Here is a 22,059-nt window from a genome sequence, read left to right on the forward strand (position 1 = left end):
GCGATGGCCGCGCTGGCCTGGCACCCGCGCTGGGGCGACCGCGCCCAGGACGTCGTCGCGATCTGCCACGACGCCGACCCCGACGAGATCGACGCGGCCCTGCGCGCCGCGCTGCTCACCGACGCCGAGATCGCGGCCGGCGAGGACGCCTGGTCCGCCCTGCCCGACCCGTTCGGCTGGGCCACGACGAGCCCTGCGCCGAGTCCGAGCCCGTGGGGCCGCCGCCCTGGACGACCCCACCGTCCGTTCCGACCGAGAAGGAGACCTCTGATGGCCGTTCCCAAGCGACGGACGTCGCGATCGAACACCCGGCACCGCCGGTCGCAGTGGAAGGCGACCACGGCCCGACCTCGTGCCGGTCACCCTGGAGGGACGCCGACACCTGGTGCCGCGCGCGCTCGTCCGGCCTACCGCCGGGGTCTGCTGCCGCCGCCCACCGGGCGGGACTGAGGAGACCCCTTACCCGCGGACCCCGCGCGGCCCGCGGGACGGCGGTGATCGCCCGATGCCCGGGCGGTCCCCTCAGCCGCAGTGTCGTCCACCATGCTGATGACACACATCCCGATGGACCCCCTCGTCGCCCTCGCCGAGCAGCGGCAGGCCCGGCTGCGGGAGGAGGCGGACCGGTACCGCGCGGCGCGGCTGCTGCGCGGCGCGACGCGGCCCGTCGGCGGTGGGACGGCTGTGGCTGCGGCTGCGTACCCGGCTCACCGCCTCCCGGCGGCCGGGACGGGCCCCCGGGCCGGCCGGGCCCGCGACGCTCCCGCCCGGCGAGGCCACCGGGGCCGCACCGGGACCGGGCAGTGCGCCGCACCCGGTGCGGGCCGGAACGCGTGGCTGAGCCACGCGTCCGGGCCGAGCCCGCCGTCGTGGGCCCGGGAGTGTCGGTATCCCGTGCCACGATGCGCTCCATGACGGCGGCAGCGACCCACGGGGGCGGCCCCAACCGGCCCGGACACGGACGAGCTGGTCGGCCGCGCGGAGGAGCTCTCCGGCTGCTCCGCGACCTCGACGCGGCCCGGGCCGGGCAGGCCCGCGCCGTGCTGCTCGCCGGGGAGGCGGGGATCGGAAAGTCCCGGCTCGCCGCCGCGCTCGGCCGGGCCGCCGCGGAGGCGGGCGTGCAGGTCGTCGGTCGGGCGGTGCCTGGACGAGGGCGGCGCCGCACTCCCCTACCTGCCCTTCTCCGAGGTGCTCGGCGCGCTTGGACCGGGCGGGCACCGCGCTGCGGCCGGTGCTGCACGGGTTGTTGCCCGGTGCGCCGGAGGCACCCCGCCCCACGGGAGGGGACGGGGACTCCGGCGTCTGCAGGTGTTGACGCGGTGGCCGGTGCCGTGCGCGACGCGGCCGCGGCGGCCCCGCTGCTCGTCGTACTGGAGGACCTGCACTGGGCGGACCGCTCCACCAGGGAGCTGCTCGCCTTCCTGCTCGCCCGGCTGGGCTCGCAGCGGCTGCTGGTGCTGGGCACCTACCGCTCCGACGACCTGCACCGCAGGCATCCGCTGCGCGCGTCGCTGGCGGAGCTCGTCCGACTGCCCGCCGTCCGTCGGGTCGAGCTCGGGCCGCTCGCGCCCGACGCCGTGCTGGCGCTGGCCCGGGCCCGGGCGGCCACCGGGGGCGTCGACGAGGCCACCCTGCGCCGGATCGCCGCCCGCAGCGAGGGCAACGCCTTCTACGCCGAGGAGCTCGTCGCGGCGGGGTCCGACGGGCTGCCGGGCGGACTGGCCGACGTGCTGCTGACCCGGCTGGACCGGCTCGGACCACCGGCGCGGGAGGTGCTGCGGGTGGCCTCGCTGGCCGAGCGGAGCATCTCCCACGACCTGCTGCGCGACGCGTCCGGGCTCTCCGCGGCCGATCTGGATGCGGGCCTGCGGGAGGCGGTGTCGCACCACCTGCTCGTCGCGGATCCGGCGCCCGGCGCGGAGTCCTACGCCTTCCGGCACGCCCTGCTCCGCGAGGCCGTGCACGACGACCTGCTCCCGGGCGAACGGGTACGGCTGCACTCCCGGCTCGCCGCGCTGCTCGCCCGCCGGGACGACGCCCCCGGGGTGGCCGCCGCGCTCGCCCGGCATTCGCTGGCCGCCCACGACCTGCCGCGGGCGCTCGCGGCGTCGGTACGGGCCGCCGAGGAGGCCCGCCGGCGGCACGGCCCGGCCGAGATGCTGGCCCACGCCGAGCGGGCACTGGAGCTGTGGTCCGCCGTCGAGGACCCCGAGCGGCTCACCGGGGTCACCGAGAGCGCGCTGACCCGGGAGGCGGCCTGGGCGGCGAGCGCCTCGGGCGATCCGGAACGGGGCACCACCCTCGGGGCCCGCGCGGTCCGGGTCGCCGACCTCGGCGGGGATCCGCGGGCCGGGGCCGAGGCGCGCCGGCACTACGCGATGCGGCTGCTCGACAGCGGGTCCCGGGTGGACGCGGCGGTGGCCGCGGCCACGGAGGCCGTCGAGCTGCAGTCCGGGGGCCCGCCCGACACGGAGCTGGCCTGGTCTCACGCCGTGCTCGCGCGGGCGCACCTGAACGCCGACCATGCCGAGCCCGCCTGGTCCCACGCCCGCGCGTCGCTGGCGGTGGCCCGGGCGGTGCACGACACCGCGCCCCCCGCGGACGGGTCGGCCGGGTACCGCGACCTCAGCGCGGTCTGCGCGGACGCACTGATCACCCTGGCCTTCTGCGCCCGGCTGGAGGGGGACCCGCAGGCCGCCCGGGACCGGCTCGCCGGGGCGGCCTCGCTGGCCGCCGCCTCCGGGAACCAGGTCGTCGAGCTGCGGACCGTGTGGAACCGCGGGGTGTCGTTCGTCGAGGACGGCTTGCTCGACGCCGCCGCGGAGGAGCTCGCCGAGGGGCCCGCCGGGCGGCCGCGTACGGGCTGCTCTGGGGCGGGTACGGCCTGGAGTTCCGGATCGCGCAGGTCCGCGTCGACGTGCAGCGCGGGGAGTGGGACGCCGCCGTCCGCACCGCCGCGGACGTCGACCCCGCTGCCGCTGCGCGTCACCGGGATGCTGGCGGTGGCAGGCGCGGTGGTCGGCGTGGCCCGCGGAGACCTCGACGACGCCGAGGAGCTGCTCGCCGCGCTGGCCGCCGAGCCGCCGGCGCACGACCAGGCCGCGTTGTTGCAGGGCGTCGTCGGGGCCGAGTCGGCGCGCTGGCGCGGGGATCCCGCCCTGGCCGTGGACCGGGTCGCCGGCGCGCTCGGGGTGCTGCGGGCGGAGTACCCGCACCACCTCGGCGAGCTGGCGCTGTGTGCGCTGGGCGCGGCGGCCCGGGCCGACCTCGCGGAGGCGGCCCGTACCGCGGGCAACCCGGCGGGGGCCGACGCGCACGCCGGGGCGGCGACCGGGCTCGTCGACGAGGCGGCACGCACCGCCGAGCGCGGCCTGCCCCGCGGCACCTCGGTCGGGCCGGAGGGCCGGGCGTGGCTGGCCCGGGCCCGCGCCGAGGCCGCCCGGGCCCGCGGCGACACGGCGCCGCAGGTCTGGGACCCCGTCGTGGAGACCTTCGCCGGTACGGCGACCTCTACCGCGCCGCGGAGGCCCGGTGGCGGCGGGCCGAGGCCCTGCTCGGGCGGGCGCACCGCGGTGGCCCCGGCACCGACGGCGAGGCCGACCGCCGCGCCGCCGTCGAGGACCTGGCGGTCGCCGCGTCCGAGGCCGACCGGCTCGGCGCCCGCCCGCTGGCCGAGGCCGTCGCCGCGCTGCGGGTGCGGGCCGGCGACGGTGGTCCCCGGCCCGGTCCGGCGGCCGGCGGCGGTGGTTCCCCGCTCACCCCGCGCGAGCACGCGGTGCTGGAGCTGGTCGCGCACGGGCTGACCAACCGGGCGGTCGGCGAGCGGCTGTTCATCTCCGAGAAGACCGTGAGCGTGCACCTGTCCCGGGCGATGGCGAAGCTCGGCGCCTCCGGCCGCGCCGAGGCGGTCGCCGTCGCACACTCCCGGGGTCTGCTCGCCCCACGGGAGTGAACCCTGCCCACCGGCTGTCCCCTCCGGACCGGACCGGGCCCGTGCGGGCCGTGACGTGCGCCACCGGTCGTGCCTAGGGTCGGTCGTACCGCACGTCACCGGCAGACCGATGGAGGTCGCATGGTCGCCCACGGGGTCGTCCCGCCGTCCCGGACCGGCAACGGAGCGGGGGTGCCCGCATGATCGCCCGCTCACCCGCCCCGGACCTGGACGTGCCCGCGCTGCCGGCCTCCGCGACGCTCCGCGGCGCCGCCGACCGGTTCGGCGACGCCACGGTGCTGCACCAGGCCGGGCACGAGCTCTCGTTCCGCGGGCTGCTGGAGCGCGCCTCGGCGTTCGCGCACGCGCTGCACGCCGACGGGGTCGGCCGCGGCGACGTCGTCGCACTGCACCTGCCGAACTGCCCGCAGTACGCGATCGCCTACTGGGGGACGCTGCTGGCCGGGCCACCGTGACCCCGGCGAACCCGCTGCTCGCCCCGGACGACCTGGGGGCACAGCTCGCCGACGCGGGAGCCGTCGTCGTCCTCAGCTGGGAGGCGGCGCTGCCCGCGGTGCTCGCCGCACGGCCGGCGACGTCGCTGAAGCGCGTGCTCGTCACCGGCGCCCACGGGGACCCGGAGCAGCCGGGGCCGGAGGTGACCGGGCTCGGTGCGTACCTCGACGGCAGGCCGTCGACACCGCCGGGCACCGACCTGGAGGTGGACCCGGACCGCGACCTCGCCCACCTGGCCTACACCGGTGGGACCACCGGCCGGTCCAAGGGCGTGCGGGTCACCCACCGGCACGTGCTCACCAACGCCCTGCAGGCCGCCTGCTGGGGCACCGGCGCCCGGCCGGACGTGACCGCCACCGGGTACGGGCCCGGCGTCGTCCTGGCCGACCCCGGCCCCGTCTCGGAGTTCCCGACCCCGATCGGCACCGGGCGGGCGATCGGCATCGCCCCCTGGTTCCACGCGATGGGGACGATCGGCGGGCTCAACGTCCCGCTGCTCACCGGGACGACGACCATCGTGCACGCTCGCTTCGACCCGCGCGCCTACCTGGCCGACGCCACCCGGTTCGCCGTCACCACGCTGTCCGGGGCGCCACCGGTGTACGCCGCGCTCCTCGCCCACCGCGAGACCGCCGGGGACCTGTCGTCGGTGCGGTCGCTGACCTCGGGCGCGGCGCCGTTGCCTGCCGAGATCATCCGGGCGCTGCGCGACTGGCTCGGCGAGGACCTGGTCATCTCCGAGGGCTACGGCCTGACCGAGGTGACGATGGCCGCCACCCTCGGCCCCGCCGCCCGGTCGGCGGACCGGCGACCGGGCACCGTCGGGCTGCCGGTCGCGGGCACCGAGATCCGCATCTCCGGACCGGACGGCGAGGAGCTCGACGCCGGGGCCGAGGGCGAGGTGTGGATCCGCGGGCCGCAGGTCACCGGCGGCTACCACCGGCGCCCGGCCGAGACCGCGGCCGCCTTCGACGGCGACGGGTGGCTGCACACCGGCGATGTCGGCGTCCTCGACGAGGACGGCTACCTGCGCATCGTGGACCGGCTCAAGGACATGCTGCTCCACAAGGGCTACAACGTGTACCCGCGCGACCTGGAGGAGCGGCTGCTGGCGCTGCCGGGCGTGACCGGTGCGGCCGTCGTCGGGCGCCCGGTGGGGGTCGACGGCGAGCACCCGGTCGCGTTCCTGACCACCGCGCCCGACGTCGACGAGGGCACGGTCCGCGCCGCCGTCGACGGGCTGAACGAGCGTCTGCTGCCCTACCAACGTCTGCGGGAGGTGCATCTGATCGGGGCGATCCCGGTCTCGGCGGCGGGCAAGGTGCTCAAGCGGGACCTCCGCGAGCAGCTGCCGACGCCGCCCCCGCGCGCAGCGAAGGAGTGATGCACGACCACGCTGCGTGAGTGAAGGACCGCTACACGGGTGGGCGTGTACCCCCAACGAGTGGAGTAGTCACTCCGACGGTTGGCGTAGGGGGTGACCGGATAACAGGGTGGTCGTACGACACGACAGACGGGTGGAAGCAGGAGCCGGCGGCGCGCACCGGGTCCCGAAGAACCCCGTATCGACTCCCCCGAGATCGTGGTGATCGTCATGTCCGCGCCAGCCGTCCGCATCCCCAGCCCGCGCCGCCCCTGGGCGCCGTCCCCGCCACCCCGTCGGTCCCCGCACCGCGGGTCGGTGGGGCCGTGCCGACGGACCGGGTCGAGGGGCGGCACCGTCGTCGCGAGGACCACGTCGACCTGCCCGCGCCCCGCCGGGAGCGTCCGCGGTCGACCTCCCCGCAGGCACCGGGCGTCCCCGCACCGCGGCCGGCGTCGCCGGGTTCGTCGGCGGGGCGTGCGGGTGCGGCGCAGCAGCACCGAACCACGCAGCAGCAGCGCGCCACGCAGCAGTACCGCACCACTTCGGCTCCGGCTCAGAGCGTGTTTGGAAATGGTGGGTGTGTCGGGATGGTCGACACGGCTGGGGTGCTCCATCGTGGTCGGCATGCAGGAACGACCGCGCCGGTACCCCTCGGACACCAGTGATGCCCAGTGGGTGGTGATCGAGCCGTTGTTACCGCCGCTCGCGCGGCGGGGGCGGCCTGTTGCTCATGCTCGTCGGGACGTGCTGGACGCGATCTTGTATGTCGTGCGGACCGGGTGTGCCTGGCGGGCGTTGCCGGTGGACTTCCCGCCCTGGCAGACCGTCTACTGGTACTTCAACCAGTGGGAACAGCAGAAGGTCACCGAGAAGATCCTCCCGGTCGTGCGGGGGCAGTTACGTATCGCCGAGGGCCGTGATCCGGAGCCGAGTGCGGGGATCATCGATTCCCAGTCGGTCAAGGGCGCCGACACCGTCGGCCAGGACTCCCGCGGCTACGACGCCGGGAAGAAGACAGGCGGACGGAAACGGTTCATCGTGACCGACACCCTCGGTCTGCTGCTGACCACGATGGTGTGCTCGGCCTCGGTACAGGACCGCGACGGCGCCAAGCCGATCCTGCTCAACCTCTACCTGCGCACCAGGGTGCGGTTCGTCTACGCCGACGCCGGCTTCGCCGGGCGACTGCTCGACTGGGCCGCCACGATCCTGCAGACAACGATCGAGATCATCCGCAAGCCACCCGAGCAGCGCGGATTCACCGTCCTCCCACGAAGGTGGGTGGTCGAACGGACCCTGGCCTGGCTCACCGCACACCGACGCCTGGCCCGAGACTACGAACGCCACCCCACCACATCCGAAGCCATGATCCGCTGGGCCGCGATCAACACCATCACCCGCCGCATCGCCCGTGGATACCCCGCCACCCGCCAGCAGAAACACACGACACCCTCAACCCACTAGAATTTCCAAACACGCTCTCAGCCGGCCCCGCCCGGTAGCCGGCCCGGCCGCCGTGACGGGCGACCTCACGAGAGATCACCGACCGATCCCGCCCCACCACCGCAGCGATGTCGCACAACCGCCGGCCAGCGGCCAACCCCAGGGAGATCTCCTCCCGATCAGCCAAAGTCAACAGTTTCCGCACGTCATGATCCTGTTCCTCGCCGAACAACAAGATCAAGTGCTACGACCGCCTGAGCGCGCCGGCCTCTTTCGAGTTCTCCGCCCACCACGGCGCCCGCACGTGTTTACGCACGTTCCACACCCGCCGCAACGCCGGTAACGACCACCCCAGCGCCGGGGTCAGCTCGTCCTCGGCGATCCCGTAGGAACGCTCCGCGGCACGCTGCCCCAACACCGCTTTGACCAGCGCCAACATCTCGTGGGGCTTGACCCCAGATCTTGGACACGCTGATTCCAGCACTGCTGGGGAAGCGAGATGATCCAGCGATCATGGCCAGGAAGAGTTTCACCGACGAGTTCCGTCGGCAGGCTGTTGATCTGTATGAGTCCACCCCGGGTGCCACCGTCCGTGGTATCGCCGACGACCTGGGCATCGCGCGGGGCACGTTGCGGGACTGGCTCACGATCCACGGCACGGGGAACAAGACCGCAGCTGATGGCAGTAGCTGCCCCAGCCCGGTACAGCCCATGCGTACCACGCCGGGGTCGGGCCTGGGTGGGGAGGAACCACCGAGGCAGAAGATCGCCCGTCTCGAGGCCCGGGTCCGTGAACTCGAGATCAGCGAGAAGAAGCTGACCGCCGAGCGGGAGATCCTGCAGCGGGCGGCCAAGTATTTCGCGGGGGAGACGCGCTGGTGACCCGCTTCCAGTTCGTCGCTGACCACCGGCACACCTTCGAGGTGAAGCGGTTGTGCGAGCTCGTGCACGTCTCGAGGTCGTCGTTCTACGCCTGGTTGGCTGCGGCCCCGGTCCGGGCGCGGCGGGCCGCTGGTGATGCGGTGTTGGTGGCGCGGATCCAGACGATCCATGACGGCGACAACACCATCGGTGCGCCGCGGGCCACCACAGAGCTCAACGACGGTGTCGCCGCCGCCGATCGGGTCAACCACAAACGCGTCGCGCGGGTCATGCGCGCGGCCGGGATCGCCGGCTACCGCCGCCGACGCCGCGTGCACACCACGATCGTCGAGCAGCCCCGGCAGACGGTGCCCGACCTGCTCAGGCGGGATTTCACCGCCCCAGCACCGAACCAGGTCTACGTCGGTGACATCACCTACCTGCCCCTCGCAGGCGGGACGAACCTGTATCTGGCCACGGTGATCGACTGCTGCTCCCGCAAACTCGCCGGCTGGGCCCTGGCTGATCACATGCGCACCGACCTGGTCAACGACGCGCTCCACGCCGCGGAACGGGCTCGTGGGTCGCTGCGCGGGGCGGTCTTCCACAGCGACCACGGAGCGGTCTACACCTCGAGTGCCTACGCCGAGCTCTGCGACCGGCTCGGGGTGACCCGTTCCATGGGCGCGGTCGGGTCGTCGGCGGACAACGCCCTGGCCGAGTCGTTCAACGCCACCGTCAAACGCGAGGTCCTCCAGGACAGCACCTGCTGGCCCGACGCGGCCACCTGCCGACGGCAGGTCTTCAGATGGCTGACCCGCTACAACACCCGCCGACGGCACTCCTACTGCCAGCACCTGTCCCCGAACACCTACGAACAGGCCCTCCCGGCTACCGTCACAGCCACAGCCGCGTAATCAACCACCGTGTCCAAGATCCGGGGTCAAGGCCCCGTTCCGGGCGAACCGCGCCCCACCGGCATGCGACATCAACCCACGACGCTGGACCGCGGAAGGATCCAGCGCGAACCGATAAGCCTGCGCGACCCACCCGTCGGGGACCTCGAACCGCGCCACCCGATCACCCGACCCCAGCCGCAGCTCGTTCCGCCTCAGGTCCGGCCGGAGCAGCCTCGGCCGCGGTGACCGCCCGCAACGCCCGGTTCCGGGCCCCGCGACGTCCATACAACCGCGCGCACATCGAAGTCAGCACCTCGATCATGTCCCGCACCAGATCGTCAGTGGTCTCCCCAGGATCAGCGACCACGATCCTGCGCCCACCCGCCGCGAACGCGGCCTCGAGGTGCTCCACCCCGAACCGCGCCAACCGGTCCCGATGCTCCACGACCACGACCCTGGCAGAAGGGTCCGACAACACCCGCCGCAACTTCGGCCGTTTCCCGTTCAACCCGGACCCGACCTCGGTAACGACCTCACCGACCACGACCCCGTTCGCCGTCGCCCACGCCGTCACCCGCGCAACCTGCCGATCCAGATCAGCCCGCTGATCATGACTCGACACCCGCGCATACACCACCGCGCGCCCCTCAACAGCCTCCCGCTCCGAGGAGACCGCATCCACCCAAATCGTCCCCGACCCCAACCGCCGAGCGGCGACCGGCATCGTGCCCTCCCGAAACCACCGATACGCAGTCTGCGGGTGAACACCATTCCCACGCGCCCACTCAGCCAACTTCACAAACTAACCATAACATCCAAACACTCACGTTCACTCACGGAAACCTGAACAGCTCGCAACCCCGACCGTCGGCGTCGGGTCGGCCGGGTCGTAGACGAACCGTGACGGCGGAGTGGTCCCGGCCGGTCGGTCCGGGCCCAGCCCGCCACCGGCGTCGAGGTACCACTCGGTCGGGCGGGCCTCCGGTGGTGGCCAGCACGGCAGGTCGGTCCAGCGGTCGGCGTGCTGCACGTACACCCGGACCGGGGCGCGGCCGTCGTGCTCGCCGCCGTGCAGGTGCATGCCCAGCCAGTGGACCATCTCGTGGGCGATGGTCGACAGGGATCCGCGGTCGCCGTGGGACCAGGGGCCGATCGTGATCCGCGCCGTCGCCCCGCCCCGCTGCAGCGCGGTGAAGTCCACCAGCTGACGGTCGAGGAACAGGTCCCACCAGCCGGTCACCATGCAGACCGGCGGCATCGCGGCGGCGTCGAAACCGTCGTGCTCGGCGGGCGCCCAGAACTCGCGCGGCTGCTCGGCGTGCTCGACGAAGTCCCGTCAGAACACCACCGGCGCCCCGGTCAGCGCGACGTCCGCGGCCTGCAGCGGCTGGGAGGTCACCGCGCGTCGCTTGCGACGGCTGAACACCGGCGTCGCGAGGAAGCCGGTGACCGCGCCGATGCGCTCCTGACGGCCGATCTGGTTCACCCAGGTCGCGAGGTTCAGCAGGCCGGGCGCGCCGCCGGGGTAGAAGGTGCTGGTGAACTCCGACGCGGTGATGTCGGCGTTCATCGAGCACAGACCCGGGTCGGCGTAGGGGGCGACCGCCCACTGGGTGTGTCCGACGTAGCTGGGGCCCACCATCGAGACGCGGCCGTCGCACCAGTCCTGTCCGCGCGCCCAGGCGAGCGTGTCGAGCCCGTCGGAGCTCTCGTGCAGGAACGGGCGGAACTGCCCGCCCGAGCCGAAGGTGCCCCGGGTGGACTGGACCAGCACCTGGAACCCGCGGCGGGCCAGCAGCGAACCGATGATCGACCCGAGGCCGTCGCGGCCGTACGGGGTGCGCATCAGGACCGTCGGACGCGGCCGCAGCGGGCCCGGCGCCCGGTACAGGTCGGCGAGCAGGACGACACCGTCGGAGAGCGGGACGCGCAGGTCACGCTCGCGCACGTACGGCTCGTCGGCACCGAAGCCGAGCCTGCGGTCGACCAGTCGCTCCGTGAGCGCGGTCATGACACCTCCCCCTCGCCCGCCCCCTGCGGACACCGTCGATCGTAGGAGAACCCGGTTGCCCCGACCGGGCGTGGCCGGTGACGGTGACGCGGTGACCGTCCCTCCCGCACTGACCGACGGGGTCGTGACCCTGCGCGGACACGTCGTCGCCGACGCCCCGGCCATGCTCGAGGTCCATGGCGACCCGGTCGTCCACCGCTGGACCACGTTGTCCCCACTGTTCGGGTCGGGGGAGGCCCGCGAGTGGGTGGATCTCACCGAGCAGCGGTGGGCCGAGGGCCGCCAGTTCGCCTGGGCGGTGGAGGCCGAGCACGACGGCCGCCCCCGCTACGCGGGGCTCGATCGACCTGCGTCGCGACCCGGTGCCGTCGGTCGGTTACCTGCTCGCACCCTGGGCGCGCGGACGGGGGTTCGCGAGCCGCGCGCTGCGGCTGGCCGCCGACTGGGGCTTCGACGTCGCCGGGTTCGCCGCGCTGCACTGGGACTGCCGTGCCGGGCACGTCGCGTCCTGGCGGGTGGCGCACGCCTGCGGGTTCCGGTTCGAAGGTGTCCGGACCCTGGCCCTGCCCGCCGACGGCGGCCTGGTCGACGCCTGGACCGCCGTCCTGCTGCCCGGCACACCCGTCGCCGACCGTCCCCCCGCGACGACGTGGTGGCCGCACCCGGTGCTCGACGGCGACGGCGTCCGGCTCCGCCCGCCCACCGAGGCCGACCTCGCCCGGCAGGTCGAGGCGTGCAATGACCCCGTCGCCCGCTGGTGGAGCGCCACACTGCCGGTGCCCTACACCGACGACGACGCCTGTCGTTGGCTGCGCGACCATCCGCTGGAGCGCTCCCTGGGCGCCGGCGTCGGCTGGGTGATCGCCGACCCGGACGACGACCGCTACCTCGGCACTCTCTCGGTCTTCGGCACCGACCGGCCCTACTCCCCGACCGGTGGCGAGGTCGGCTACCGCGCCCACCCCGACGCCCGCGGCCGCGGCGCGGTGTCCGCGGCGGTCCGGCGCGTCCTGCGGCACGCGTTCACCCCGGTTGCCGACGTCGGGATGGGCCGGCACCGGCTGCAGCTCGGCGCGGCGGCGGACAACACGGCCAGCCGCCGCGTCGCCGAGCGCGCCGGGTTCCGGCTGTGGGGCCGCCCGCGGGCCGACGGGGTGCACGGCACGGAGAACGAGATCGTCGACGACGGGGTCTGGTACGACCTGCTCGCCACCGACCCGGTCCCGCCGCCCACCGGAACTGTCGGGGGTGCCCCGTAGCCTGCCCGCCGTGCGGATCATGCGGATGTCCTGTTGCGGGACCGAGTGGGTGGGGCCGGACCGGGCGCACTGCTGCCGCAGGTTCGGTGGCTGCGGAGCCGTCTTCGACGACGCGGCGCTGTGGGACACCCACCGCCCCCGAGGCGTGTGCGTGACCGACCCGCGCGAGCTCGGGCTCGTCGCCACCCGCAACGGGATCTGGCAGCGGGCGCTCGACGCGGCCGGCTGAGCGGAAGGGACCGGAGGGTCAGGGCGGCCCGCGGGTGATGCCGCGGAACACCGCCTCGTCCGGGCCGGGGTTGCGGATCCGGACCAGGTCCAGCCCGGTGAACCACAGCACCGAACCGGCACCGAAGGTCCGGCTCCCGCCCGCGGCGCAGCACAGCTCGATCCGCCCGGCGTCGACCACGACGACGGCGCCCCGCCACTCGTCCTCGACGTGCGGGCGGACCTCACCGGGGGCGAGCACGACGGTGCGGGTCCATGTCCGCGACGGCGCGTCGTCGTGCACGGGCCACCCCCGTTCCGGTGCGGGGCACGGTGCCCACACCGGCTCCGACCGCCCGGGAGCGCCGAAGTCATCGACGCACGCCGGGACGGGGCTCAGGCCGCGGCGGCCGGTGCCGTCGCCGACAGCACCGTCTCGTAGCCGATCCGGGCCGCGGCGCCTCCGACCGCGAGCCACCCACCGCCCGACGCCTCCCGGCTCGGGCACCCCGCCGGGCAACTAGTACGTTCGCGCGACCAGCGCCGACGCCACGCGGAGGCCCGCTGGAGGGGGAAGGACACCGTGACGCAACGACGCCGTCCGCGGTTGCACGCGCTCGAGGCGACGTCGCTGCCCGCGGCACACGCCAGGGCCCGCGACGCCCGTCGCCGCCGTCCGGTGGTCGGGGACCACGCCGCCGCCGTCGTCGCCGAGGATCTGGACCTGGGCTCGGCGCCCGGACGGGCCGACACGCTGTCCACGTTGCTGCGGGTCGCCGTGTTCGACGAGTGGGTGCGCGAGTTCGCGCGCCGGCACCCGGGCGGGACCGTGGTCGAGCTGGGGCCGGGGCTGGGCGACCGCGCGGGACGACTCGGCGACGAGGGCCCGGCGCACTGGGTCGACGTCGAGCTGCCCGGGGTGGCCGAGCTGCGCCGCGAGCTGCTGGCGGGCCCGGCGCACCTGGTGGCCGGGTCCGCGCTCGACGAGGACTGGCTGGAGCTGGCCCGCGACCTGCCCGGCCCGCACCTGGTCGTCTCCGACCGGGTGCTGACGCTGCTGCCCGAGCAGGGCGTGCAGCGGATCGTGTTCACCGCCGCCCGGATGCTCCCGGGCGCCGAGCTCGTCACCGACCTGCTGTCCCGCGGCGCGGCCGGGCGGCTCGCCGCGGGCCCGCTGCGCGAGCTGGAGGTCGACTGGACCTGCGAGGACCCGCGCGAGCTGGAGCCGTGGGGGCTGCGCCTGGCCGCCTCCTGCGACGCGGCGTCCCCACCCGCCGAGGTCGCGGCCCGGCTGCCGCGGGCGTCGCGGGCACTGGCGGCGGCGCTGCGGGCGACCGCGCTGCGCGGCGAACGCCTGGCCCGCTACGAGATCGTGCCGGTCTGATCCCGGACCCAGGATCGTCAGAACCCTGGACGCGGCTCGCGGGTAGGGTCGTGACCGTGACCTCCCCGACCTTCGGCACGCTCGAGGCGGACCCGGCGGAGGTCGGCCTCGACCCTGCCCGGCTGGCCCGGATCGACAGCCACTTCCGCCGGTACATCGACGACGGCCGCCTCGCCGGCGCGACGATCGCCGTCGCCCGCCACGACCGGCTCGCGCACCTGACCCACCTCGGCGTCCGCGACCTCGACTCCGCGGCCCCGGTGACCGACGACACGCTGTGGCGCATCTACTCGATGACCAAGCCGATCACCTCGGTCGCCACGCTGATGCTGGCCGAGCGTGGCGCGCTGGAGCTCACCGACCCGGTGTCGCGCTACATCCCGGCGTTCGCCGAGCAGCGCGTCTACAGCGGCGGCTCCGCGCAGAACCCGGGCACCGTGGCCGCGCTCGAACCGGTGCGGGTGCACCACCTGCTGACCCACACCGCGGGCCTGACCTACGGCTTCCACCACGCCCACCCCGTCGACGAGATGTACCGGGCCAAGGGCTTCGAGTTCGGCGCACCGTCCGGGATGGACCTCGCGACCGCGAGCGAGCAGTTCGCGTCGTTCCCGCTGCTGTTCCAGCCGGGCACCGAATGGAACTACTCGGTGGCCACCGACGTGCTCGGCCGGGTCGTCGAGGTCGCCTCCGGCCGCCGTCTCGACGAGTTCCTCCGCGAGGAGATCACCGAGCCGCTCGGCATGACCGACACCGCGTTCTGGGTGCCGGAGGACTCCCCGCAGGCCGGCAGGCTCGCCACGCTCTACAACGCCCGGCCCGGCGGCGGCCTGGTCGAGAACAAGGTGCTCGCCCGGGCCGCGACCCGCGAGCCCACGTTCCTCTCCGGCGGCGGCGGACTGCTGTCCACCACCGGCGACTACCTGCGGTTCGCCCGGATGCTCGCCCGCGGCGGCGAGCTCGACGGCGCCCGGATCCTCGGCCCGCGCACGCTGGCCAGGGCCACCCGCAACCACCTGCCCGGCGGCGGGGACCTCGACACCGTCGGGCGCCCCATCTTCTCCGAGTCCGCGTTCTCCGGTGTCGGCTTCGGCCTCGGCTTCTCCACCGTGATCGACGGCCCGGCGACGAAGGGCTTCGCCAACGAGGGCACCTTCGCCTGGGGCGGGCTGGCCTCCACCGCGTTCTGGGTGGACCCGGTCGACGACATCGCGGTCGTCTTCATGACCCAGCTCGTCCCCTCCAGCACCTACCCGATCCGATCCCAGCTCCAGACGCTGGTCCAGCAGGCGGTGACCGACCGATGACCCCACCGAGCCCCGTGCTCACCTTCACCATCCGCACGCTCGTCGTCGCCGCCTCGCTGTGGGTGGCGACGGTGCTGGTCGGCGGCATCCGGCTGGAGAGTGCGGGCACCACCACCTCGATCCTCACGCTGATCGGCGTCGCCCTGGTGTTCGGCCTGGTCAACGCCGTGGTGAAGCCGATCGTGGCGACGCTGGGCTGCCCGCTCTACATCCTCACGCTGGGGCTGTTCGCGCTCGTGGTGAACGCGCTCATGTTCATGCTGACGGGCTGGCTGTCGTCGGTGCTGAACCTGCCGTTCGCCGTGGACGGCTTCTGGGCGGCGTTCTGGGGCGCGATCGTCGTCGGGATCGTGTCGTTCTTCCTGCACCTGGTGATCCCGGACCGGTTCGACGACCGCTGAGGTCATCAGACCGGCCAGGTCTCGCGGCGGTACGCGCCGTCCCAGAACATCCACTCGTAGCGCGAGGTCGTCGTGAAGTGCTCACGCATGCGACCGAGCTCGGTCGGCGACGCGGCGGCGCCGACCCGGTCGGTCGCGTCCAGCACGGCCTCGACGACGGCGTGGTACTCCTCGCCCGCGTACATGTCGATCCAGCGCTGGTAGACCGGGTCCGGGGAGCCGGCGCCGACCAGGTGCTCGCCGACCCGGCCGTAGATCCAGTAGCAGGGCAGCACCGCGGCGACGCCCTCGGCGTAGGACCCGCCGTACGCGGTCGCGAGCAGGTAGCTGACGTAGGCGCGGGTGGCCGGGGCGACCGGGATCTCGCGGGCCTGCTCCGCGGTGAGCCCGAGCGCGCCGAGCAGGTCGGCGTGCAGCTCGCGCTCGGCGGCGATGGCTCCGGCGGCGTGCTCGGCGAACATCAGGGTGTCGTCGTCGGTCGGGGCCTTCGCCGCGCACACGGTGAGCGCCGTGGCGTAGCCGCGCAGGTAGTGCGCGTCCTGGACGATGTAGTGCCGGAACGTCTCGTGCGGCAGCGAGCCGTCGGTCAGCCCGGTGACGAACGGGTGGGCGAGGATCGCCTGGTACAGGGTGTCGACGTCGGACCAGAGCAGGTCCCGGGTGCGGTCGGCCATGCGGCCACGGTATCCACCGGGGCCCGGCCGGTCGGGTGATCGCCCGTGCAACGTCGGCGTGACCGGGGAGGAACACCGCGGTGACGCGGGCCCTGAGATCCTGCGCACGTCGTCCGCTGCTCGGGCGTGGGGGTGTCACCATGGAGGGCAGGCGAGCCACTCAGAGCGTGTTTGGAAATGGTGGGTGTGTCGGGATGGTCGACACGGCTGGGGTGCTCCATCGTGGTCGGCATGCAGGAACGACCGCGCCGGTACCCCTCGGACACCAGTGATGCCCAGTGGGTGGTGATCGAGCCGTTGTTACCGCCGCTCGCGCGGCGGGGGCGGCCTGTTGCTCATGCTCGTCGGGACGTGCTGGACGCGATCTTGTATGTCGTGCGGACCGGGTGTGCCTGGCGGGCGTTGCCGGTGGACTTCCCGCCCTGGCAGACCGTCTACTGGTACTTCAACCAGTGGGAACAGCAGAAGGTCACCGAGAAGATCCTCCCGGTCGTGCGGGGGCAGTTACGTATCGCCGAGGGCCGTGATCCGGAGCCGAGTGCGGGGATCATCGATTCCCAGTCGGTCAAGGGCGCCGACACCGTCGGCCAGGACTCCCGCGGCTACGACGCCGGGAAGAAGACAGGCGGACGGAAACGGTTCATCGTGACCGACACCCTCGGTCTGCTGCTGACCACGATGGTGTGCTCGGCCTCGGTACAGGACCGCGACGGCGCCAAGCCGATCCTGCTCAACCTCTACCTGCGCACCAGGGTGCGGTTCGTCTACGCCGACGCCGGCTTCGCCGGGCGACTGCTCGACTGGGCCGCCACGATCCTGCAGACAACGATCGAGATCATCCGCAAGCCACCCGAGCAGCGCGGATTCACCGTCCTCCCACGAAGGTGGGTGGTCGAACGGACCCTGGCCTGGCTCACCGCACACCGACGCCTGGCCCGAGACTACGAACGCCACCCCACCACATCCGAAGCCATGATCCGCTGGGCCGCGATCAACACCATCACCCGCCGCATCGCCCGTGGATACCCCGCCACCCGCCAGCAGAAACACACGACACCCTCAACCCACTAGAATTTCCAAACACGCTCTCACGCGGGTAGGCGGTGAACGCGAGTAACTCGGCCCGGGCCGCCTCGAGGTGCTCGGCCGCCTCGCGGAAGCGGGGCTCGAGGGCCTCGACGACGCGGTTGTACTGCGCGGCCACGGCGTCGGCGTCGGCCTGGTCGAAGATGGTGCGCACCTGGGTGGCCACGTGCGGCTGCGCGCTCTTGGGCACGCGGGTGAGCAGGTTGCGCAGGTAGTGGGTGCGACACCGCTGCCAGGCCGCGCCGGGCAGCGCCGAGCCGATCGCCGCGACCAGGCCGGGGTGGGCGTCGGAGATGACCAGCTGCACCCCGGACAGCCCGCGCGCCACCAGCCCGCGCAGGAACGCCAGCCAGCCCGCACCGTCTTCGGTGCTTGCGACGTCCAGGCCCAGGATCTCGCGGTGCCCGTCGGCGTTCACCCCGGTCGCCACGAGCGCGTGCACGTTGACCACGCGGCCGTCCTCGCGGACCTTCACGACGAGAGCGTCGACCCAGACGAAGGTGTAGGGCCCTTGATCGAGCGGGCGCTCGCGGAAGGCGGTGACCTGGGCGTCGAGGTGCGAAGCCATCTCCGAGACCTGCGAGCGAGACAGCGACTTGACCCCGAGCTGCTCGGCCAGCCGCTCCACCCGCCGGGTCGACACCCCGAGCAGGTAGGCGGTGGCGACCACGGTGACCAGGGCCTGCTCGGCGCGGCGACGATGAGTGAGCAGCCAGTCCGGGAAGTAGGAGCCCTCGCGCAGCTTCGGCACCGCGAGCTCGACGGTACCGGCGCGGGTGTCCCACTCCCGGGCCCGATACCCGTTGCGCCGGTTCGTGCGCGCGTCGCTGCGCTCGCCCCAGCCCGCAGGGCCCCGGCAAAGTCGCGATAGGCGGCGGTAGTCGCCCCACGCGGCCTTCTGATTGCCGCGCTGCACCTGCCCGGGACCAGCTATAGCGCCGAGCGGCGGCGCAGCTGCGCCGCTTGTCACGGCTCGCCACAAGATCATCTAACGACTTTGCCGGGGCCCTGCCCCAGCCCGCGCCACAGACCTGGTCGGCCTGGGCGGACATCATCGCGTTCGCCAACGAAGCGATCATCTGACGCAGCACATCCGGCGACGCGCCCTGCAGTTGCTGCTCCAACAGCTCGGCGGGCTCGATACTGTGCGGTGCGGCCATCGTGGTGATCCTCTCGGTGAGTTCCTTGGTCGGTACTCATCAAGATCACGCGGTGGCCGTCTCACATCACGACGCCACGCCGTTCACCAGCGGGGGACTCGTACACCACCTCCGAGGACGCAGCCTCGATGCGTCACCCCGTCGATATCGAAAGAGTCGCTCCGGACACGCCATCGCAGCCGTCCTCGGATGGGTTCAGGACTGCTCCATGTTTTGTTGGCCGCTGTTGGTCATTCCTTGCTAGGCTGTTGCTTGTGAGTGAGGACTGGTGGAGTGCGGGGACGACGGCCCGGTATTTGGGTGTGTCGACTCGTACTCTGCGGCGCTACACCGAGCGGGGGACGCTTCCGGATAATCGGTCTCCGGGTGGTCGTCGGGTGTTTCTGCGCCAGCACGTCGAAACACTTGCCGTTGATCGGAATCGTCGCGCGGCTGTCAGTGGTGTTGTGGCTTATGCTCGGGTGTCGTCGCGGCGTCAACAGGCTGAGGGAGATCTGGATCGGCAGGCTGTTCGACTCCGAGCTGCGGCGTCTGAGCATGGTGATCTGGTAGAGGTCTTCACTGATGTCGCGTCGGGGTTGTCTGACCGACGGCCGGGACTTAAGCGTGCCTTGACTGCGTGTCGGGGAACGAGGGTCGGCACGTTGCTGGTGACACATCCGGACCGGTTGTCCCGATTTGGTACCGGATTGTTCGAGCACGTGTTGGCGGGTCAGGGAACTCGTGTGGTCTATATCGGCGAGGACGAGGTTAGCGGCGGTTCCGCGGAGGCGGAGTTGGTACGAGACATGATCGCGATCGTCGCGTCGTTCGCTGGGCGTCTGTACGGGCAGCGGTCAGCCAAGGCCCGTCGTCTGGCTGCGGTAGTCACGGCCGAGACCGGCGTGGGGCGGGACGGCCTGTGAGTTCTCGGGGCTCGGGGCCAGGTCTGCGGCCGCTGGAACCACCGGTCATGGTCGCCGCGCCGACCGGGATGGCGACGACCACCCGCATCCGGGTCTCCTCTGCCGAGCACGAGGTGCTTGATCAGGTCGCGTGTTTGATCGGGTCCCTGAGGCGTCGAGACTTGGCCGCGCGGTCGGCGGCGGGGGTGTCGCCGGAGAAAAGTGTCCTCGCCCGGCGTAAACGAGATATCACCAGTCAGTCATCGTCGCGGTGGGCTGGTTCAATTGTGCGGCACAATGATGCCGGGTATCGACTGGAGCGTCGTAACCAGCTTGCCCGGCGTGAGTCGCTACAGCAGGCGATCGCGGTGATCGAGACTCGCTTGGCCGTTCCCGTCCCGCATGTCGATCCTCGGACCAAGAATAAAATCGCGGTCCGGATGTCTGTGCCTGGGCGACGTAAGACTGTTACTGGCTACGCCGACCAGCGGGAACGGGCCACGAAGCAACGCCGATTGCAGCATCTACGCGCTGAGCTCGCCCAGACGAGCCGGGATATCGCCACTGGCCGGGTGGCTATTGTTGAAGGCGGCAAACGTTTGGCTCGGAACCGGGGAAACCTCGCCGCCGCCGCCATCACCGAGACCGAATGGCGGAATCAATGGCAGGCCGAGCGGGCGTGGTTCCACGCCAATGGTGCCCCAGATGAGCCGCACGGGAATTTGACTATCACCGTCACTCCCGACGGGACGCTCTCAATCCGTCTACCCCGTCGTCTTGAGCACCTCGCGAACAGCCCGAGGGGTAGATTTGTCCTGGCTGGCAAGGCAAGGTTCGCCCACCGCGGTGATGCTTGGGCAGCGCACATCACTCGCGACGTCAACGGCCGTGCTGGATCAGTGTCATATCGGATGTACCGTTGTGCTGACCGCGCCGGCTGGTACCTGACGGCATCCTGGAATCCGACGCCTGCTGCGGACTTCGTCCCGGCTCGGACCCCAGCACTCGATTTTCCCGCCCGCGTGATCGGAGTCGATACCAACGCTGACCACCTCGCCTGTCGAGTGCTTGACCAGCACGGTAATCCTGACGGTCCCCCGATCCGGCTGGATCTTGACCTCGCCGGCCCGGCATCGCGCCGCGACGCGCAGCTCCGACACGTCCTGAGCCGTCTCATCCGGATCGCGCTCCGGTACCACTGCCTCGGGATCGTGATCGAAAATCTCGGCTTCGACGACGCCCGCAGCACCGGTCGCGAGACTATGGGCCGAGGGAAGAAGGGCAGAACATTCCGGCGGACCGTTGCAGGGATACCTACTGCTCGGCTGCGGGACCGACTCGCTGCGATGGTCCCCTCCGCAGGGTTGACGCTCTTGGGTGTCGACCCTGCTTACACCTCCATCTGGGGCGCACAACACTGGCGAAAGCCGCTGTCCACCCCTCAACACGAGGCCACCCGACACGAGGCCGCGGCCGTCGTGATCGGGCGCCGCGGTCAGGGTTACCGCGCACGGCGACGGGTAGGGAAGCCCGCGAGCGACCAGAGGATCGCTCAGCGGAGAACCACCACCCAGGCCGTGCACCACCCAGATCGTGGCGGCGGACGCACCCCCGACCGGCCCGGTCACACGATGACCGCAGGCCCACGGGCAGGGAACGGCGATCCGTCAGCCGGGCAACCGTTACCCCGGCATCTCCACGTCAACGACGAGGAGCGGACACTGTCCAACAAAATCAGTAACGGTTGTTCACCCGTCACCCCATCGATGACGAGGCCACGAGCAGCGTGGGGGCTGTTCTGCCTGCAATCCGGGGGGCGGGCGCCTCCGTCGCGCTCGCGCTGAGCCGTGGCCACCGGTTCTTCCGGCTGGTCTCGGAGCGCCGGCGCGGTCGCCGGGCTCTGGCGACTGCACACCGCCCTGGTGGGGACGCGCGTCGCCGACCTGCGCGGTCATCGTGGCGCCCGATGGTGTGGGGCACCTCGTGTCGCAGAAGGACCCCGCCGCAGTGTCCGCGGCGCTGCATGTCCGGCTCACGCGTCCGACCGCACGCCCTGTCGCTGACGGTGCCACCGCAGCAGCGACCGTGGGCCCCAGATCGAGCGTCACTTGTTAGTATCGTTTAGTGGTGACGGAAGCACGTGGGCCGAGCTGGGACCCATCGCACTCGGCTCCCATCGAGCTCGAGCCGGTTCGACGACTGGCGAACACGCTGGATCTGTACCGGCACAGGGAGCATCTCGCGACGGCGAGCACCGCGACGGCAGCGCTCGGCCAGGACTGGCCGGGGCGAGGCGGGGTCGCGGACGAGGACCTGCCGCTCCTTCGCGACCTTCGCTCTGCCTGCCGGAACGTCCTCACCCACCAGCCGACGGACTCCTACGTCTTCCCGATGGCCGTCTCCGTTTCCGGCACGTCCATCGACGCATCTTCTGACCGTGCGCCGATCGAGCAGTACTCGACTCGGATTCTGCTGAGTTTGTCCTCAGCTCTGGCGGACAGTCGCATTCGCAGGTTGAAGTTGTGCGCGAACGACGCCTGCGGATGGGCGTTCTGGGATCGGTCCCGACCCGGGACAGGCAAGTGGTGCTCCATGCAGGTGTGCGGCGGCCAGAACAAGGCCCGCGAGTATCGGAAGCGGAAGCGCACAGCCTCATGAGGCCCACCCGGT

The 22,059-nt window shown here is 72.5% G+C and carries 20 protein-coding genes and 5 pseudogenes; 15 read left to right on the forward strand and 10 right to left on the reverse strand.

The window, feature by feature from the left end; all coding sequences use genetic code 11:
- Nucleotides 1–270 precede the first annotated feature (270 nt).
- The 6 genes and pseudogenes from rpmF to KPL57_RS60480 form a co-directional block, all read left to right on the forward strand.
- A pseudogene (gene rpmF / locus KPL57_RS60460) lies at nt 271–336 on the forward strand (50S ribosomal protein L32); the annotation flags it as partial.
- 575 nt (nt 337–911) lie between these two features.
- A complete protein-coding gene (locus KPL57_RS60465; RefSeq protein ID WP_226358906.1) occupies nt 912–3,803 on the forward strand; it encodes an AAA family ATPase in 2,892 nt (963 codons plus the stop codon).
- Nucleotides 3,776–3,952, forward strand: coding sequence for a LuxR C-terminal-related transcriptional regulator (locus tag KPL57_RS60470; protein ID WP_308253270.1), 177 nt, complete (start codon nt 3,776–3,778; stop codon nt 3,950–3,952). Before KPL57_RS60465 ends, KPL57_RS60470 begins: the two co-directional genes overlap by 28 nt.
- Before the next feature lie 179 nt (nt 3,953–4,131).
- Nucleotides 4,132–5,327, forward strand: a pseudogene (locus tag KPL57_RS60475) (class I adenylate-forming enzyme family protein); the annotation flags it as partial.
- Between the two features lie 174 nt (nt 5,328–5,501).
- Entirely contained in the window at nt 5,502–5,831 is a 330-nt protein-coding gene (locus tag KPL57_RS71230) for a class I adenylate-forming enzyme family protein (protein WP_308253287.1), read from the forward strand.
- Between the two features lie 552 nt (nt 5,832–6,383).
- Nucleotides 6,384–7,293 (forward strand): annotated as a pseudogene (locus tag KPL57_RS60480) (IS5 family transposase); the annotation flags it as partial.
- On the opposite strand, the gene KPL57_RS73375 reads toward KPL57_RS60480, so the two are convergent.
- Together KPL57_RS73375 and KPL57_RS60490 are read right to left on the reverse strand one after the other, a co-directional pair.
- Nucleotides 7,207–7,461: a helix-turn-helix domain-containing protein gene (locus KPL57_RS73375; protein WP_226358926.1), complete on the reverse strand. Its 255-nt coding sequence runs from the start codon at nt 7,459–7,461 to the stop codon at nt 7,207–7,209. The pseudogene KPL57_RS60480 and the gene KPL57_RS73375 sit on opposite strands and share 87 nt — an antisense overlap.
- A 39-nt stretch (nt 7,462–7,500) precedes the next feature.
- Nucleotides 7,501–7,674 carry a hypothetical protein gene (locus KPL57_RS60490; protein WP_226358908.1) on the reverse strand — a complete coding sequence of 58 codons (174 nt, stop codon included), beginning with the start codon at nt 7,672–7,674 and terminating at the stop codon, nt 7,501–7,503.
- Nucleotides 7,675–7,769: 95 nt separating this feature from the next.
- Here KPL57_RS60490 and KPL57_RS60495 point away from each other — a divergent pair.
- Nucleotides 7,770–9,034, forward strand: a protein-coding gene (locus tag KPL57_RS60495; RefSeq protein WP_226358909.1) for an IS3 family transposase whose coding sequence is annotated in 2 segments (ribosomal slippage) — nt 7,770–8,121 and nt 8,121–9,034 — 1,266 coding nt in all. Because the reading frame shifts where the segments join, the coding sequence is not laid out codon by codon here.
- Between the two features lie 163 nt (nt 9,035–9,197).
- Here the strand turns inward: KPL57_RS60495 and KPL57_RS60500 are convergent.
- The 3 genes from KPL57_RS60500 to KPL57_RS71240 form a co-directional block, all read right to left on the reverse strand.
- Nucleotides 9,198–9,815, reverse strand: coding sequence for an IS607 family transposase (locus KPL57_RS60500; RefSeq protein ID WP_226358910.1), 618 nt, complete (start codon nt 9,813–9,815; stop codon nt 9,198–9,200).
- Nucleotides 9,816–9,845: 30 nt separating this feature from the next.
- Complete coding sequence (locus KPL57_RS71235; RefSeq protein WP_308253273.1) at nt 9,846–10,274, reverse strand: hypothetical protein; 429 nt, start codon at nt 10,272–10,274, stop codon at nt 9,846–9,848.
- A gap of 78 nt (nt 10,275–10,352) precedes the next feature.
- A complete protein-coding gene (locus KPL57_RS71240; RefSeq protein ID WP_308253275.1) occupies nt 10,353–11,027 on the reverse strand; it encodes a CocE/NonD family hydrolase in 675 nt (224 codons plus the stop codon).
- Between the two features lie 176 nt (nt 11,028–11,203).
- On the opposite strand from KPL57_RS71240, the gene KPL57_RS60510 reads away from it, so the two are divergent.
- Together KPL57_RS60510 and KPL57_RS60515 are read left to right on the forward strand one after the other, a co-directional pair.
- Nucleotides 11,204–12,286 carry a GNAT family N-acetyltransferase gene (locus KPL57_RS60510; RefSeq protein ID WP_226358911.1) on the forward strand — a complete coding sequence of 361 codons (1,083 nt, stop codon included), beginning with the start codon at nt 11,204–11,206 and terminating at the stop codon, nt 12,284–12,286.
- 19 nt (nt 12,287–12,305) lie between these two features.
- Complete coding sequence (locus tag KPL57_RS60515; protein ID WP_226358927.1) at nt 12,306–12,515, forward strand: hypothetical protein; 210 nt, start codon at nt 12,306–12,308, stop codon at nt 12,513–12,515.
- 18 nt (nt 12,516–12,533) lie between these two features.
- Here the strand turns inward: KPL57_RS60515 and KPL57_RS60520 are convergent, their stop codons facing one another.
- The gene (locus tag KPL57_RS60520) at nt 12,534–12,797 is read right to left on the reverse strand and encodes a hypothetical protein (protein WP_226358912.1); all 264 of its coding nucleotides are present in this window, start codon (nt 12,795–12,797) and stop codon (nt 12,534–12,536) included.
- A 92-nt stretch (nt 12,798–12,889) separates the two neighbouring features.
- The gene (locus KPL57_RS60525) at nt 12,890–13,075 is read right to left on the reverse strand and encodes a hypothetical protein (protein WP_226358913.1); all 186 of its coding nucleotides are present in this window, start codon (nt 13,073–13,075) and stop codon (nt 12,890–12,892) included.
- A gap of 25 nt (nt 13,076–13,100) precedes the next feature.
- Here KPL57_RS60525 and KPL57_RS60530 point away from each other — a divergent pair, with 25 nt between their 5' ends.
- Genes KPL57_RS60530 through KPL57_RS60540 form a run of 3 tightly spaced genes read left to right on the forward strand, consistent with a single transcriptional unit; the run spans nt 13,101 to nt 15,585 of the window.
- Nucleotides 13,101–13,877 carry a class I SAM-dependent methyltransferase gene (locus tag KPL57_RS60530; RefSeq protein WP_226358914.1) on the forward strand — a complete coding sequence of 259 codons (777 nt, stop codon included), beginning with the start codon at nt 13,101–13,103 and terminating at the stop codon, nt 13,875–13,877.
- Between the two features lie 50 nt (nt 13,878–13,927).
- On the forward strand, nt 13,928–15,184 hold the full coding sequence (locus KPL57_RS60535) for a serine hydrolase domain-containing protein (RefSeq protein WP_374111651.1): 1,257 nt from the start codon (nt 13,928–13,930) through the stop codon (nt 15,182–15,184).
- A complete protein-coding gene (locus tag KPL57_RS60540) occupies nt 15,181–15,585 on the forward strand; it encodes a phage holin family protein (protein ID WP_226358916.1) in 405 nt (134 codons plus the stop codon). The genes KPL57_RS60535 and KPL57_RS60540 overlap by 4 nt, the downstream gene beginning before the upstream one ends.
- A gap of 5 nt (nt 15,586–15,590) precedes the next feature.
- On the opposite strand, the gene tenA is transcribed toward KPL57_RS60540, so the two are convergent.
- A complete protein-coding gene (tenA, locus tag KPL57_RS60545; protein ID WP_060714316.1) occupies nt 15,591–16,259 on the reverse strand; it encodes a thiaminase II in 669 nt (222 codons plus the stop codon).
- A gap of 177 nt (nt 16,260–16,436) precedes the next feature.
- Here tenA and KPL57_RS60550 point away from each other — a divergent pair.
- Nucleotides 16,437–17,376 (forward strand): annotated as a pseudogene (locus tag KPL57_RS60550) (IS5 family transposase).
- Here the strand turns inward: KPL57_RS60550 and KPL57_RS60555 are convergent.
- A pseudogene (locus KPL57_RS60555) lies at nt 17,260–18,192 on the reverse strand (IS256 family transposase); the annotation flags it as partial. The pseudogenes KPL57_RS60550 and KPL57_RS60555 sit on opposite strands and share 117 nt — an antisense overlap.
- A 441-nt stretch (nt 18,193–18,633) precedes the next feature.
- On the opposite strand from KPL57_RS60555, the gene KPL57_RS60560 reads away from it, so the two are divergent.
- Complete coding sequence (locus tag KPL57_RS60560; RefSeq protein ID WP_226358917.1) at nt 18,634–19,410, forward strand: IS607 family transposase; 777 nt, start codon at nt 18,634–18,636, stop codon at nt 19,408–19,410.
- 503 nt (nt 19,411–19,913) lie between these two features.
- Here KPL57_RS60560 and KPL57_RS60565 read toward each other — a convergent pair.
- Nucleotides 19,914–20,105 carry a hypothetical protein gene (locus KPL57_RS60565; RefSeq protein WP_226358918.1) on the reverse strand — a complete coding sequence of 64 codons (192 nt, stop codon included), beginning with the start codon at nt 20,103–20,105 and terminating at the stop codon, nt 19,914–19,916.
- 1,675 nt (nt 20,106–21,780) lie between these two features.
- Between KPL57_RS60565 and KPL57_RS73380 the strand changes: the two genes are divergently transcribed.
- The gene (locus tag KPL57_RS73380; RefSeq protein ID WP_226358928.1) at nt 21,781–22,047 is read left to right on the forward strand and encodes a CGNR zinc finger domain-containing protein; all 267 of its coding nucleotides are present in this window, start codon (nt 21,781–21,783) and stop codon (nt 22,045–22,047) included.
- Nucleotides 22,048–22,059: the final 12 nt, after the last annotated feature.

The organism is Pseudonocardia sp. ICBG601, assembly GCF_020496245.1.